The organism is Phocaeicola sp. RTP21198st1_B8_RTP21198_201120 (genome assembly GCF_040929485.1).
GTDB lineage: Bacteria > Bacteroidota > Bacteroidia > Bacteroidales > Bacteroidaceae > Phocaeicola > Phocaeicola dorei.
In genome coordinates this window covers 18358-32849 of the sequence record NZ_JBCOCI010000027.1, presented here as the reverse complement: position 1 = coordinate 32849, position 14492 = coordinate 18358, and the positions used below count along the sequence as shown (strand labels likewise).

Annotated in this window: 12 protein-coding genes; 5 read left to right on the top strand and 7 right to left on the bottom strand. The window is 42.0% G+C overall.

What is annotated here, in order from left to right:
- Positions 1–37 precede the first annotated feature (37 nt).
- Both AB5935_RS11890 and AB5935_RS11885 read left to right on the top strand, forming a co-directional pair.
- Positions 38–1132, top strand: coding sequence for an efflux RND transporter periplasmic adaptor subunit (locus tag AB5935_RS11890; RefSeq protein WP_007839430.1), 1095 nt, complete (start codon positions 38–40; stop codon positions 1130–1132).
- 12 nt (positions 1133–1144) lie between these two features.
- Complete coding sequence (locus tag AB5935_RS11885) at positions 1145–2461, top strand: TolC family protein (protein ID WP_007839428.1); 1317 nt, start codon at positions 1145–1147, stop codon at positions 2459–2461.
- A gap of 156 nt (positions 2462–2617) precedes the next feature.
- Here the strand turns inward: AB5935_RS11885 and AB5935_RS11880 are convergent, their stop codons facing one another.
- Both AB5935_RS11880 and AB5935_RS11875 read right to left on the bottom strand, forming a co-directional pair.
- Positions 2618–3571 carry a hypothetical protein gene (locus AB5935_RS11880; RefSeq protein WP_038610898.1) on the bottom strand — a complete coding sequence of 318 codons (954 nt, stop codon included), beginning with the start codon at positions 3569–3571 and terminating at the stop codon, positions 2618–2620.
- A 123-nt stretch (positions 3572–3694) separates the two neighbouring features.
- Positions 3695–4528, bottom strand: a complete 834-nt coding sequence (locus AB5935_RS11875; protein ID WP_038610901.1) for a S1 RNA-binding domain-containing protein — start codon at positions 4526–4528, stop codon at positions 3695–3697.
- A 76-nt stretch (positions 4529–4604) separates the two neighbouring features.
- Here AB5935_RS11875 and AB5935_RS11870 point away from each other — a divergent pair, with 76 nt between their 5' ends.
- Together AB5935_RS11870 and AB5935_RS11865 are read left to right on the top strand one after the other, a co-directional pair.
- On the top strand, positions 4605–5999 hold the full coding sequence (locus AB5935_RS11870) for an iron-containing alcohol dehydrogenase (RefSeq protein WP_007831481.1): 1395 nt from the start codon (positions 4605–4607) through the stop codon (positions 5997–5999).
- An 82-nt stretch (positions 6000–6081) separates the two neighbouring features.
- The gene (locus tag AB5935_RS11865; RefSeq protein WP_007845945.1) at positions 6082–7032 is read left to right on the top strand and encodes a FimB/Mfa2 family fimbrial subunit; all 951 of its coding nucleotides are present in this window, start codon (positions 6082–6084) and stop codon (positions 7030–7032) included.
- Between the two features lie 11 nt (positions 7033–7043).
- On the opposite strand, the gene AB5935_RS11860 is transcribed toward AB5935_RS11865, so the two are convergent.
- The 3 genes from AB5935_RS11860 to AB5935_RS11850 are packed head-to-tail and all read right to left on the bottom strand — an operon-like array spanning position 7044 to position 10562.
- Positions 7044–7703 (bottom strand): ABC transporter ATP-binding protein, encoded by a 660-nt coding sequence (locus AB5935_RS11860; protein ID WP_007831477.1) that lies wholly within the window; start codon positions 7701–7703, stop codon positions 7044–7046.
- Positions 7704–7705: 2 nt separating this feature from the next.
- Positions 7706–8428: a ThiF family adenylyltransferase gene (locus AB5935_RS11855; RefSeq protein WP_007831475.1), complete on the bottom strand. Its 723-nt coding sequence runs from the start codon at positions 8426–8428 to the stop codon at positions 7706–7708.
- Positions 8415–10562, bottom strand: a complete 2148-nt coding sequence (locus AB5935_RS11850) for a cation:proton antiporter (RefSeq protein ID WP_007831473.1) — start codon at positions 10560–10562, stop codon at positions 8415–8417. Before AB5935_RS11850 ends, AB5935_RS11855 begins: the two co-directional genes overlap by 14 nt.
- Before the next feature lie 165 nt (positions 10563–10727).
- Between AB5935_RS11850 and AB5935_RS11845 the strand changes: the two genes are divergently transcribed.
- On the top strand, positions 10728–11738 hold the full coding sequence (locus tag AB5935_RS11845; RefSeq protein WP_005853694.1) for an aspartate-semialdehyde dehydrogenase: 1011 nt from the start codon (positions 10728–10730) through the stop codon (positions 11736–11738).
- 504 nt (positions 11739–12242) lie between these two features.
- Here the strand turns inward: AB5935_RS11845 and AB5935_RS11840 are convergent.
- Complete coding sequence (locus AB5935_RS11840) at positions 12243–12881, bottom strand: FKBP-type peptidyl-prolyl cis-trans isomerase (RefSeq protein WP_038610904.1); 639 nt, start codon at positions 12879–12881, stop codon at positions 12243–12245.
- A gap of 13 nt (positions 12882–12894) precedes the next feature.
- Entirely contained in the window at positions 12895–14436 is a 1542-nt protein-coding gene (locus AB5935_RS11835) for a glycine--tRNA ligase (RefSeq protein ID WP_007831467.1), read from the bottom strand.
- Between the last annotated feature and the right edge of the window lie 56 nt (positions 14437–14492).

The following is a 14492-nucleotide window of genomic DNA, read 5'->3' as shown; positions in this document are numbered from 1 at the left end:
AACCAACAAGAATAAAAAAATAATAAAACAAACAGATATGAAAAAGTATGTAAAAATTGCACTATTAGTCATCGTTGCACTGATATTCATCGGAACATTTGTATTTCTCTATCAAAAATCACAACCCAAAGCCAGCGTGTATACTATATTAAACGCAGAAATCACCGATCTGAAAAAGACCACTGTAGCTACTGGAAAAATAGAACCACGTGACGAGATTCTGATTAAGCCACAGATTTCAGGTATCATTGACGAGGTATATAAGGAAGCCGGACAAAAAATAAAGAAAGGAGAAGTGATTGCCAAAGTAAAGGTGATCCCCGAACTGGGACAACTAAACTCAGCAGAAAGCCGTGTAAGGCTGGCAGAAATCAATGCCAGACAAGGGGAAACGGACTTTGCCCGCATGAAAAAACTGTTCGAAAGCAAACTTATCAGCAGTGAAGAATACGAAAAGAGTGAAGTAGCTGTAAAACAAGCACGTGAAGAATTACAAACAGCCAAAGACAATCTGGAAATAGTCAAAGAAGGTATCACTAAAAACAAAGCTTCATTCAGTAGTACCCTTATCCGATCTACTATTGACGGATTGATTTTAGATGTGCCCGTAAAAGCCGGTAACTCCGTCATAATGAGCAACACATTCAATGACGGAACCACTATCGCCACCGTAGCTAACATGAATGATCTGATTTTCCGCGGCAATATTGATGAAACGGAAGTAGGACGCATACACGAAGGCATGCCGGTAAAAATAACTTTAGGAGCCTTACAAAACATGGAATTTGATGCACAACTAGAATATATATCCCCCAAAGGTGTAGAAGAAAATGGTGCTAACCAATTTGAGATCAAAGCAGCCATCACAGTCCCCGACAGTATTACCATCCGTTCCGGATATAGCGCAAATGCGGAAATCGTTCTGGCACGTGCCAGCAAGGTACTGGCAGTACCCGAAAGTACTGTTGAGTTTAAAAACGACTCTACTTTTGTATATGTATTGACTGATAGTGTACCTTCACAAAAATTCAGCCGTCGTGCCGTTATTACAGGTATGAGTGACGGTATCCAGATTGAAATAAAGAACGGTCTGAATGTCAATGAAAAAGTACGCGGAGCAGAAAAGAAATAACAGAATATCATTATGAAGAAACAAATCATTATAGCCTTGGCCACCCTGACTGCATTACCGGCCGTTTCCCAAGAAAAATGGGATTTACGTAAATGCATTGATTATGCTATAGAACACAACCTGAGCATCAAGCAACAGGAAGCAGCAAGAGATCAAAATGCAGTGGATTTGAATACTGCTAAATACAGCCGTCTGCCTAATCTGAACGGTAATGTGGGACAGTCATTTAACTTCGGCCGTGCCTTACAGGCAGACAATACGTATGGCGACCGTAATACCAAAAATACCAACTTCTCACTCAGTACCAGCATCCCTTTATTTACAGGATTGCGAATACCGAACAACATCGCTCTCAGCAAACTAAACCTGAAAGCAGCTATAGAGGACTTGAACAAGGCCAAAGAAGATATCAGCATTTCTGTCACCTCTGCCTATCTACAAATTCTTTTTAATGAAGAATTAGCAAAAGTAGCTCACAACCAAGTAGAGTTAAGCCGGGAACAGCTGGAATTGAAAGAAGCTTATTTCAAAAATGGGAAAGCATCTGAAGCCGAAGTCTACGAAGCCCGCACACGTGTCGCCCAAGACGAAATGTCAGCAGTACAGGCTGACAATAACTATCAGTTAGCTTTGTTAGAACTGAGCCAACTGTTGGAACTTCCGACTCCTGACGGATTTGGAGTAGTATCTCCCCGTGTAGAGGATAATTTCACTCTGCTTTCACTTCCCGAAGATATCTATGCACAAGCTGTTCTGAACAAACCAAGTATTAAAGCAGCCCAATTTCGTCTGGAAGGTGCAGCCAAAAGTATCCGTATTGCCCAAAGTTCCTGGTATCCGCAATTAAACTTCGGTGCAGGTATAGGAACAAACTACTATAATATTTCAGGAGTAGAAAATGCTTCATTCAGCAGTCAGTGGCATCAAAATTTTAATAAATACCTGCAATTCTCACTCAGCATTCCGTTATTCAACCGTTTTGACACACGAAATAAAGTAAAGAACGCACGCATCCAGCGCACTGCTTTATCATGGAAGTTGGAAGAAAGCAAAAAGGCTCTTTTCAAAGAAATACAGCAAGCATACTATAATGCAGTAGCTGCCGAAAGCAAATATAAAAGCAGTAATACAGCTACGGATGCTTCTGAGGCTTCCTTCCGTCTGATGAGCGAAAAATATGCCAATGGTAAAGCCAACGCTACTGAATACAATGAGGCTCGTACCAATTGGATGAAAGCCGTTTCGGATATGCTTCAAGCAAAATATGATTATCTGTTCCGTACCAAAATTCTGGATTTCTACAAAGGAGTTCCTCTTACTTTAGAATAATTTCTTAAGATTCACCACAGATTTTCACAGTCCATTCATAATCAAATTCTGCGTTGACCTGTGGTGAATCATCATAAAAATGATCTTTACAATCCGGACAATTCATTGTATCTCCAACTCTTATTTACGTCAATTTTCGTCGTTTTTCAAATCATACTATACCGTACGCATACGCACTACAGTTCTCTCCTTAGAATTACTTTTATTGCTTCCTCCTGAACGTTCCGAATCTTTCTCTTTCTTACCATTTCCTCTTCTCACATCCCTGCCGGATGGAGTAATACGCCTATTTTCATGACGGTCCTTATCAACCTGTGAGTTCTGTCCACGTCGTGAAGGGCGCCCATCATGCTTGTTATTATGATCCTTCTTCGGTCTGTCCGGCCTTGCCTGTGGAACAGACGGACGATGATGATCACCCGACGGCCTGTCAGGACGGATTTGAGGTCTTTTTGGACTAACCTGAGGAGGAGTGGCTGGGCGATGATGATCCTTTTGAGGAGGACGAACAACTATATTAAAATCACGACGACGGTGCATATCATACGTCATTCTATCATGGCGGATACGATAATGTCCGTCGTACACATCATGGCGATAATGGTCACGATAATGGATCTTATAATAACTGACATTATTGAAATGAGTACGATAATGCCCTCCGCAATAACTAGCATAGTGATGCGGTTTGCCATAGTAGAAAAAATTCACATTATTATATACCAGATAGATACGGAACTGCCATTTGTTCTCATGCGCATAAATGGGACGGTAGAAATGCTCAGCCCTCATAAAACGACGATATTGCGCACTGGAAAGTATCCAACGAAGATCATCATTACGCACATCCAAAAAATCATAATAACGTTCCAACGCATAATCATAGCCTCTTACCACATCATCCATCAGATAACGGACATTATTGATAAAATCATAATTCACCTCATATACATCATTGTATTGCTGCGGAGTGAGTTTCAGTTCGTATGCCATACGGTCGGTAAGAAAACGAGTGTTCTGTCTCATTTTGCTGATACTCATGGCCCCCATTGCGGGAATAGTTATACCTAGCATACAAATCACTATCAGTAATGTAGTCCATCTTTTCATAGCTGTTACGTTTTTAGTTTGTTAGTTCTATGGCACAAAAATAGGGGAAATCACTTTCCCCCACAATTGATTTTCCCCATAAATTCATAGGGCTTTTCCTATATCTGGTAGGGAAAAGCTCCACTAAGTAAGGCGTATCCCCTCAGCTTCTAAAACAACCAGACGTTTTTTATATAAATCCCCCACCGCTTTTTTGAAAGTTTTTTTACTGACACCAAAAGCATCATAGATATCCTCTGCAGCACTTTTATCATTCAATGGAGTGAAACCTTCATGATCTTTAATATATTGTAATAACACTTCTGAAAAATCATCCACCTTCTTTGCGCCTAACTTTTGCAGAACCAAATCTATCTTGCCATCCTCACGCACCTGCTTTACATAAGCCTTCAGCCGCATACCGGCTTCTAAAAGTTGGAAAATCTCATTATCGTAAAGCAAACCACTGAACTTATTTTCCACAATAGCTTTAAATCCCAAATCTGTTTTCTGCCATATCAGGATATCCACTTCCTGCCCCAGCCGATAATCGGGATGTTCTTTAGAAAGATAATGCTCCACTTTAGCAGATGCCATAATGCGGTAACTATCTTCGTCTATATGTGCGTGTATTATATACTTTCTCCCTTTCTGCATTTTCATCTTTTGTTCACGGAAAGGTACAAAAAGGTCTTTCATTAATCCCCAATTCAAAAACGCACCAAACTCATTAACCCATGCCACTTCCAAACAGGCAAACTCGTCCACCTGCACCAATGGCTGTAAAGTGGTAGCTATCAACCTTTCCTCATTGTCGAGGTAAAGAAAGACATTCAGCACATCGCCAGGCTTACAGCCTTCGGGCACATAACGCGTAGGCAATAAAATCTCTCCGTCATCGCCTCCATCTAAATAGACACCAAAGTCTACTTCTTTTACAACCTCCAGCTGGTTGTATTTTCCCAGTTTTACGTTCATTAGCTAAATTTTTTCTCAAAGATAAATAAAAAGCACTATCTTTACTCGCTATTAACAAAGAAAACCCCAATTAGTTATGGATAATTTTATCTTTTACAATCCTACACGCCTCATCTTTGGCAAAGGCATGATTGCCCAATTGTCCCAACAGATACCGGCCAACAAGAGAATCATGATCACTTTCGGAGGTGGCAGTGTAAAAACAAATGGAGTCTATGAACAAGTAATCCAAGCCCTTGAAGGACGTGATTACACGGAGTTTTGGGGAATAGAATCAAATCCTGATATATCTACCCTGAAAAAAGCTATAGAATCAGGCAAAGAAAAAAACATCGACTTCCTGCTGGCAGTAGGTGGCGGCTCAGTTATAGACGGTACCAAGTTGATTTCCGCTGGTATTCCCTACGACGGAGATGCCTGGGAACTAGTTAAAAAAGGCAGTGCACAAAATACTATTCCTTTAGGAACTGTGCTAACTATTCCCGCCACAGGTTCAGAAATGAATAACGGAGCTGTAATTTCATGCCGTGAAACTCATGAAAAATATCCATTTTTCTCCTCTCATCCTGTATTTTCTATCCTAGATCCGACAGTAACTTTCTCATTGCCCGACTATCAGATAGCTTGCGGACTGGCAGACACTTTTGTACACGTCATGGAACAATACATGACCAAAACAAACGAATCTTATCTAATGGACCGCTGGAGCGAAAGCATCCTTCGTACATTGGTACAAATCGCTCCGCAAATCAAAGAAAACAAACAGGATTATCACTTGATGAGTGAATTTATGATGTCCGCCACTATGGCTTTGAACGGTTTCATTGCTATGGGAGTATCCGAAGACTGGGCCACCCACATGATAGGGCATGAGCTGACTGCATTACATGGCATGACACACGGCCAGACACTGGCTATCGTATTTCCCGGAACTCTACGGACACTCGCCGACAAAAAGCGTGACAAAATACTACAATATGGCGAACGTATCTGGGGGGTTACTTCAGGAGTTCCCAGTGTACGAGTATCGCTAACCATAGAAAAGACTGAAGAATTCTTTAGAAATTTAGGACTTAAGACCCGTTTGGATGAAGCAGGAATAGGCGATGATACCATCGAAGAAATAGTACGCCGGTTCAATGAGAGAGGCGCAGCATACGGAGAGGACGGTGATGTAACTGGAGAAGTGGCACGCCGGATTCTGCAAAACTGTAAATCGAAAAAAGAAACAACTGATACAGGAGGAACGAGTATGAAAACAGTTATTCTTACTTCTTTCAAAAGTGATGTCCGAGCACACATGTTACAGGATCTTCTAAAAAATGAAGGTATAGAATCCATGTTGCAGGGAGAGTATACAGCCCAAGTTTTGGCTTATATTCCGGGAATGGAAATAAAGGTTCTAGTCTTCGAAAAAGATTATGCCCAGGCATTTGAAATCCTGAAAGCCAGTTTTCCCGAGAAAGTATAAGCATAACTTTCTTCTACACCATTCAAACTTTCTCATCCATATCTTGTTATAGGGAGTATTCAAACCTAAACTAAAGATGTACATGAGAAAGTTTTTATTTTTACCTTTACTGGCACTGCTAGCTTCGTGCGGTAAAGATGAGGATTATGACAGAAGCAATCCCAAACCTGAAGAGATGGTGACTCCCGCCTTATATGCCACCATTCAACAAAATACGACCGATCTTTATAACGGTCCTTTGGAAGTATTACCTTGCCGGCCTGATGGCAGTATTTATGTAGGAAATTACACATCAACCGGAAATCAGACCCCTGTCCCCGCATATTATTCCATAGAAAACGGAATAGGAAAATCTAAAAATTCCCCTCTAAGACTGCCCGCAGGCACCTATAATATCATTTATTGGGGATATCCCACCTTTTTCAATACTACAGACGCCGCACTGAGCGACCCTACCCTAATTTTAGGAGAAAAATTACTCGACACTTCATTAGGATTACGAAAAGTCCCCGTAGATACTGTTTACTATCCTGTACACGATTTAGTATTCGGCACACAAGAGATCAATATCGGTCAAGATGACCTTCAAGCGCATCTCATTCGTGCTACCGCCGCATTAGGAGTAATCACTACCGAAACAAACGGTAACGCTTTCAGCGAAAGCATAGACTCTATGTGGATTTATATCAGCAATATCTATAGTAATCTGAATTATTTCTCCGCCCAACCGGAAGGAACTGTCAAAACCATACGTTTCGGGTTGATCCCTAACGCAGATCGAAAAGAATTCAGCAATAAATTTGTATCTGTATTCCCATCCCAGCCAAATCCAATGATCCAAGTCTTCGTGCAAATGAAAAACGGAGATTTAAAGCATTACCAACAAAAGCTAACCACACAACTTAGTGCCGGAACAAAAACAACAGTCAACCTGAGTATGGACGGTGTACTACTGGAAGAAGGAGGGACCGGAGGATTCCAAGTAGACCAATGGAAAGAGCAGAATGACAGCATCCATATACCATTAAACTGATCTCTGCTCTATTAAATTTTCAAAGAAATCCTGCCATCTACCATGTGAATAGTACGGTCCGTCAAACGAGCCAAATTTTCATCATGAGTAACAATAACAAAAGTTTGGCCTAATTTATCACGCAAATCAAAGAACAACTGATGAAGTTCCTCTTTATTGCGGGTATCCAGACTGCCCGACGGCTCATCCGCAAGGATAACCGCCGGGTTGTTTATTAATGCACGCGCTACCGCCACCCGTTGCTTCTCCCCTCCCGACAATTCAGCCGGTTTGTGCGAAGCACGTTCGGACAACCCCAAAAAAGCTAGCGTTTCTTTGGCTTTCCGCATAGCTTCGGAAGAAGATGTACCTGCTATCAACGCAGGAATCATCACATTCTCTAAAGCCGTGAACTCGGGAAGTAACTGGTGGAACTGAAACACAAAGCCAATCTGCCGGTTACGAAAAGCCGACAACTCTTTTTCCTTCAAACAACTCACTTCTGTACCATTCAGTAAAATAGTACCCGTATCCGCCTTATCTAACGTTCCTATGATCTGCAATAATGTAGTTTTCCCCGCACCACTGGGACCTACAATACTTACCACCTCTCCTTTTTCTATCATCAAGTCAATACCTTTCAGTACCTGCAATGTCCCGAAACTCTTCGTTATTCCCTGTAATTCTATCATAATCAAATTCTTCTTATCACATACTCCGCCAGATAACAGCCAAAGACTGCCGGCATATAACTCACGGTTCCGGCAGTAGATTTCTTATTTTTCTCATCATCTACCAATATCACCGCATCCTGATCGGCCTGCTCTGTACTAAATACAACCGGAAGTTTTCGCTTCATCCCCATTTTCTGCAAACGCTTCCGCACGGCTTTGCTTAATCCGCAATGGTAAGTATCCCATAAATCGGCAAAACGAACCTGAGTAATATCCCATTTAGCACCGGCCCCCATACTACTCACAATGGGCAGACGACGTTGAAGCACATTATATATAAGGTAACATTTAGGAGCTACCGTATCAATGGCATCCACCACAAAATCAAATTTTGCACTGTCCAGCAATTCCGGAATACGCTCATCTTTCAGATACTCCACCAATACAGTCAATTCCAAATCAGGATTAATATCACGGAAACGTTCCGCCAAAATTTCCGCTTTGGGACGTCCCATAGTAGAGTAAAGGGCCGAAAGCTGACGATTAATATTACTGGGCTGCACAATGTCTGCATCCACAATTGTCATACGGCCTACTCCTGCACGACAAATCATCTCGGCAGCATACGCTCCAACTCCACCCAAACCTACCACCAGCACATGAGCGTGACGCAGGCGTTTCATCTTATCTTTTCCTAGCAACAACTCCGTACGTTGCTGCCACTCTATATTAATTTCGTTCATCACCTTTCTTAAACCATTTGTAGAACCATTTTCCTACATTATCATATACTCGTGTTTCCGATTGTCCGCGAGGGTCAGAAAAAGAAACAATCTCTTGCGGATCGTCCCCTAACTGATCCGGATACACAATCAACAAACTGTTATTGGCAAAGTACTTGCTGATTTGTGACGGCAGACGTTCAAAAGAAGTCTGATAAGAGATGGAACCTTTACGCGAAGATACAACCACAAACAGATGGTCATAATTCACCTGTCCGGTCAATAAAAGCAGATCATCCCACTCTTCCAATAAAGAAAACTCCGTAAAAGTATTCGCCTCCTGTTTTTCTGTCAGGGCACGCAAATGCTTCAATGTATCTTCTGTAGCAAAGAAATGCACGCGGCATCCCAATTGTTTACCCATACGGCAGAGCTGTGTCATCCATTTCAAGAAACCTTTTTCATATTCCGCCTTATCGGGAACCGCCACCACAATCCGGCGCAACGTATTGACAGGCATCAATAATTTAGCGATCATAATCTGGCGGTTCGTACCCTTCAACAAGTTTTCCGTCATTGTACCAAAGAAAGAATCCATCAAATTCGTCTTACGATGCAAACCTATTACAATATCCGTTACCGCATATTCTTTCTGCGTATGAATAATACCTTGCGCAATATTCAAATCATAACGCAACACAGTCTTTACAGACGCATCGGCAGCAGCAGCAATCATCGCCGTACGCTCCAAGTTGCGCTTGCCTATCAGTTCCTTGGTTTCTGAAGTATTATTATCATTGATCACACTCAGTGCCACCAATGACTCTTTTTGTTTAGGATGCCTCATCATCAAAGCCATGCCTACCAACCCTTCTATGGTTTCAGGATTAGCTACCGGAATCAAGATGCGTTCCTGTTCCTTACCTTCGCTGCCCTCCATCAGATTTTCCTGAGTCACCATTTTGCGTGCGGCACGTTCTGTCACAACAGAACTTATAATACAAGTGAACAAAATCATGACCACCGTACCATTCAAAACATCATCATTCAACAACCGCTCTCCATTTTCCATAATAATACCATGACCTATCAACACAGCGGCCAAGGTCGCAGCAGCCTGTGCATTACTTAATCCGAATATCAAGCTGCCCTCCACCTTCTTCATTCCATATATCTTCTGGGTTATCCATGCAGCCAGCCACTTACTGAATGTCGCCACTACGGTCATTACAACCGCCACTTTCAGCGCTTCACCTTCCGTAAAAAGGCAACGTACATCAATAATCATCCCCACCCCAATCAAGAAATAGGGAATAAACAGCGCATTACCCACAAACTCCAGCCGGTTCATCAAAGGAGAGACATGAGGAACAAAACGATTTAATACCAACCCGGCAAGGAAAGCTCCCAAAATACCTTCCATCCCCACCAATTCCATCAAGCCTCCGCCCAAGAACACCATAGCCAGCACGAATATAAATTGCATCACCGCATCCTCATACGTACGGAAAAACCATCGGCTGATGCGAGGCATTAAAAATATGATAAGTCCGAACAGCAAAACTACCTTGGCAACCAACAGCACCCAAAACAGTCCGCCTACGTCCTCACCTTTATACATACCACCAATAACAGCCAGCACCATCAAAGCTAGCACCACAGTCACCGCCGTACCACCAATAGTGATACTGACCGTCCGTTGCCGCGACAAGCCATACCGGCTGATAATAGGATAAGCAATCAAGGTGTGACTGGCATACATACTGGCCAGCAACACAGAAGTCAAAAATCCATAGTCCAGCATACTCATGCTGCTCCATATGCCCAGCCCCATCGGGATGAGGAAAGTAAACATACCAAAGATCAATCCTTTTGTCCTGTTTTTCTTGAAATCGTCCATATCCATCTCAAGACCGGCCAAAAACATAATGTAGTAAAGTCCGACCTTTCCAAACAATTCAAAACTGCTGTCACGTTCCAGAATGTTAAAGCCATACTTGCCTACCACTACCCCGGCAAGTATCATACCGATGATATGCGGAATGCGTAAACGCCCCAAAATCATAGGGGCAAACAGGATGATAATAAGTACCAGGAAGAATATCCAGGTAGGATCTGTGACCGGAAAATGTATGTTAAGGTCGAATAATTCCATCTTTTTTTGAGTTTTATACCATTATATCGACAAAATTACGAAAAAACTTTCTTTTTTACTGATTTATATTCTAAAATGTTCTAATTTTGCACGCAGAACATACTTACATGCTGAGAGATAGTTCTAAAGTATTACTAAATTTTATCTTATAAAACAAAAAACAAAATGAAAGTAGCAATTGTTGGTGCGAGCGGAGCTGTAGGACAAGAGTTCCTGCGTGTGCTCGATGAAAGGAACTTCCCGTTGGATGAGTTAGTGTTATTCGGTTCTTCACGCAGTGCAGGACGAAAATACACATTCCGCGGTAAACAGATTGAAGTGAAACTCCTTCAGCACAACGATGACTTTAAAGGTGTAGATATCGCTTTCACATCAGCCGGCGCAGGTACCACAAAAGAGTTTTGTGAAACCATTACCAAACATGGTGCCGTACTGATTGACAACTCCAGCGCTTACCGTATGGACGCCGATGTGCCTTTGGTAGTACCCGAAGTGAATCCGGAAGATGCTTTGAATCGTCCCCGTAACGTGATAGCTAATCCCAACTGTACAACTATTCAGATGGTAGTTGCACTGAAAGCCATCGAAAATCTTTCACACATAAAACGTGTGCATGTGGCTACTTATCAAGCTGCCAGCGGTGCAGGTGCAGCGGCTATGGATGAATTGTATGAACAATATCGTCAGGTATTGGCTAATGAACCCGTGACTGTAGAGAAATTCGCTTATCAGTTGGCATTCAACTTGATTCCCCAAATTGATGTATTTACCGACAATGGATATACCAAAGAAGAAATGAAGATGTTCAACGAAACACGCAAAATTATGCACTCCGACATTCAGGTTAGCGCCATGTGTGTACGTGTTCCCGCCCTCCGTTCTCACTCGGAAAGTATCTGGGTAGAAACTGAACGCCCCATTTCTCCCGAAGAAGCCCGTGAAGCCTTTGCCAAAGGTGAAGGCCTGGTATTGATGGATAATCCCGAAAAGAAAGAATATCCGATGCCTTTGTTCCTGGCAGGTAAAGATCCGGTTTACGTGGGCCGCATCCGCAAAGATCTGGCAAACGAAAACGGACTGACTTTCTGGATCGTAGGCGATCAGATTAAGAAAGGTGCGGCATTGAACGCTGTTCAGATTGCCGAATACTTGATCAAAGTAGGAAACGTGAAATAATTTGTGAAATAATTTTTTTTATAATCTTTATCTTTGCGCCAATCATTGATTTAATGAATTGACCAAGATAAAGATTATATCGTTTATTACAGTTATTCGTCCGTCAAACTATCCCCACAACATTATGCTGAAAGAAAAAACACCTCGGATACCCAAAGGACGAAGTTTTTTTATTCTGTCCCCGATAAAATAAAACAATCTCCTTGTTCCCGTCAAGACTTCTTTTTGATATAATAAGCCTTTTATCCCCCGACCTTTAAACCATTCCTTACAGATAATGGAACGTAGCAAGCGGGCATATAAAGCACTTAACCATATGAAGAAAAACAGTTAGTCATACCCCAAAAAACATTTCAGCAAACAAAAAAATGGTTTGTCCCACAAATAAGAAAACAAGATCGTCAAATAAAACCCGATTCATTCAACTGCCATAGCTCAAATCATCCATAAAAAAAGAGTATCACAATAACTGCAATACTCCTTTTAATCTTTTATGATAGCTGTTTATTCAGCAACTAATACATCATCAACACTTCTTTTCGTACCTTTCAACGGGGATATGCCAACCAAATTTACATTAAATATCAATGTGGAATATCCGGGAATATCACTATATCCATCCTTTCCATATCCCAATTGATAAGGAATATAAAGTTCCCATTGATCTCCTACTTTCATACCTCCATATCCTTTCATCAAGGCAGTGCTCCATCCGGCAATCACCCCACCTGCAACAAATGTCTTTGGAGTAGCTGTTTCCGGATCAAGTTCTCCTTGATAACTTTGGTCAAAGACTGTTCCATTAATAAACTGACCACGATAATTCACCGCTACCGTATCCGTGGCAATCGGACTTGTAGTACCATCACCAATCTTAACAATCTTGCAGTAAACATTATCATTCACCTTTCCTGTCTCATTCAATCCCAAAGGAGGAAGTTTATACGATCTGATAATTTTCCATTGTCCTACCTCATTGCCTTGATTAGCTTCCGCCACTGTAGCGATGGAGTCAATATATCTCTGATTACGTTCCTCCCAGTTTGCATACGGGTCTTCTGTTCCATCTGATTCACTACATGAAACAATGGACAGAGAAGCAACAAACAGCAGACTAATCAGCCAAAGAATACTTTTATTCATAAATTCCTGTTTATTATTGCAAAGTCTTCAGCAGACTTGTTATACTTACTTTATCGGCAATGATATTGTTCAGTTCCGAAATAGCCACACGCTCCTGCTGCATGGTATCACGATTACGCAATGTTACGCAATTGTCCTCCAAAGTCTGGTGGTCTACAGTGATACAATATGGAGTACCGATGGCATCCTGACGACGGTAACGCTTGCCGATGCTGTCTTTCTCATCATACTGGCAGTGGAAATGGAACTTCAAGTCATTCATAATCTCACGCGCCTTCTCGGGCAGGCCGTCTTTCTTCACCAACGGCATCACGGCCAGTTTCACCGGAGCCAGAGCAGCAGGCAATTTCAGCACGACACGAGTTTCACCACTTTCCAATGTTTCTTCTGTATAAGCAGCACTCATAATGCTAAGGAACATACGGTCCACACCGATAGATGTTTCAATAACATACGGAGTATAGCTTTCGTTCAATTCCGGATCGAAATACTTGATACTCTTGCCACTGAACTTCTCGTGCTGGCTCAAGTCAAAGTTCGTACGGCTGTGAATACCTTCCACTTCCTTGAATCCAAACGGCATCAGGAATTCGATGTCTGTAGCTGCGTTGGCATAATGTGCCAGTTTGTCGTGGTCATGGAAACGGTAATGATCATCACCGAAACCTAATGCTTTATGCCATTTCAAACGAATTTCTTTCCATTTGGGGAACCACTCCAGCTCAGTACCAGGTTTTACGAAGAATTGCATCTCCATCTGTTCAAACTCACGCATACGGAAAATGAATTGGCGGGCTACAATCTCGTTACGGAAAGCTTTACCAATCTGAGCGATACCGAAAGGAATCTTCATACGGCCGGTTTTCTGTACATTCAGGTAATTGACAAAAATACCCTGCGCTGTTTCCGGACGAAGATAAATCTTCATGGCACCATCGGCAGTAGAACCCATTTCGGTGGAGAACATCAAATTGAACTGACGTACTTCAGTCCAGTTCTTGGTTCCCGAAATAGGACAAACAATCTCTTCATCAATGATAATCTGACGAAGCTCATCCAAATCATTGTCGTTCAAAGCTTTTGAGAATCGTTCATGTAAAGCGTCACGCTTGGCCTGATGCTCCAGAACACGACCGTTGGTGCTACGAAACTGAGCCTCATCAAAAGCATCCCCGAATCTCTTGGCAGCCTTGGCCACTTCTTTGTTTATCTTCTCGTCATATTTGGCAAGCTGGTCTTCAATCAGCACATCGGCACGATAACGTTTTTTAGAATCGCGGTTGTCAATCAGAGGATCATTGAACGCGTCCACATGTCCGGAAGCCTTCCAAATAGTAGGATGCATAAAAATAGCAGAATCAATTCCTACGATGTTCTCGTGCAGCAGCACCATACTCTGCCACCAATATTGCTTGATATTATTCTTCAACTCCACTCCCATCTGACCGTAATCGTATACAGCGCCTAGTCCGTCATATATATCACTGGACGGAAATACAAAACCATACTCTTTACAGTGCGATACTAATTTCTTAAAAACATCTTCTTGTGCCATTTTCTTATCTGTTTATTCTTACACTTTTGTTGTTTTTTCCTGTTTTCAACCTTTAA

Bases quoted from the DNA above. Each gene is read 5' to 3' on its own strand.
- AB5935_RS11845 (WP_005853694.1), top strand. From the start codon at position 10,728: ATGAAAGTAGCAATTGTTGGTGCGAGCGGAGCTGTAGGACAAGAGTTC.
- AB5935_RS11880 (WP_038610898.1), bottom strand. From the start codon at position 3,571: ATGAAAAGATGGACTACATTACTGATAGTGATTTGTATGCTAGGTATA.
- AB5935_RS11875 (WP_038610901.1), bottom strand. From the start codon at position 4,528: ATGAACGTAAAACTGGGAAAATACAACCAGCTGGAGGTTGTAAAAGAA.
- AB5935_RS11885 (WP_007839428.1), top strand. From the start codon at position 1,145: ATGAAGAAACAAATCATTATAGCCTTGGCCACCCTGACTGCATTACCG.
- AB5935_RS11840 (WP_038610904.1), bottom strand. From the start codon at position 12,881: ATGAATAAAAGTATTCTTTGGCTGATTAGTCTGCTGTTTGTTGCTTCT.
- AB5935_RS11870 (WP_007831481.1), top strand. From the start codon at position 4,605: ATGGATAATTTTATCTTTTACAATCCTACACGCCTCATCTTTGGCAAA.
- AB5935_RS11850 (WP_007831473.1), bottom strand. From the start codon at position 10,562: ATGGAATTATTCGACCTTAACATACATTTTCCGGTCACAGATCCTACC.
- AB5935_RS11835 (WP_007831467.1), bottom strand. From the start codon at position 14,436: ATGGCACAAGAAGATGTTTTTAAGAAATTAGTATCGCACTGTAAAGAG.
- AB5935_RS11855 (WP_007831475.1), bottom strand. From the start codon at position 8,428: ATGAACGAAATTAATATAGAGTGGCAGCAACGTACGGAGTTGTTGCTA.
- AB5935_RS11865 (WP_007845945.1), top strand. From the start codon at position 6,082: ATGAGAAAGTTTTTATTTTTACCTTTACTGGCACTGCTAGCTTCGTGC.
- AB5935_RS11860 (WP_007831477.1), bottom strand. From the start codon at position 7,703: ATGATAGAATTACAGGGAATAACGAAGAGTTTCGGGACATTGCAGGTA.
- AB5935_RS11890 (WP_007839430.1), top strand. From the start codon at position 38: ATGAAAAAGTATGTAAAAATTGCACTATTAGTCATCGTTGCACTGATA.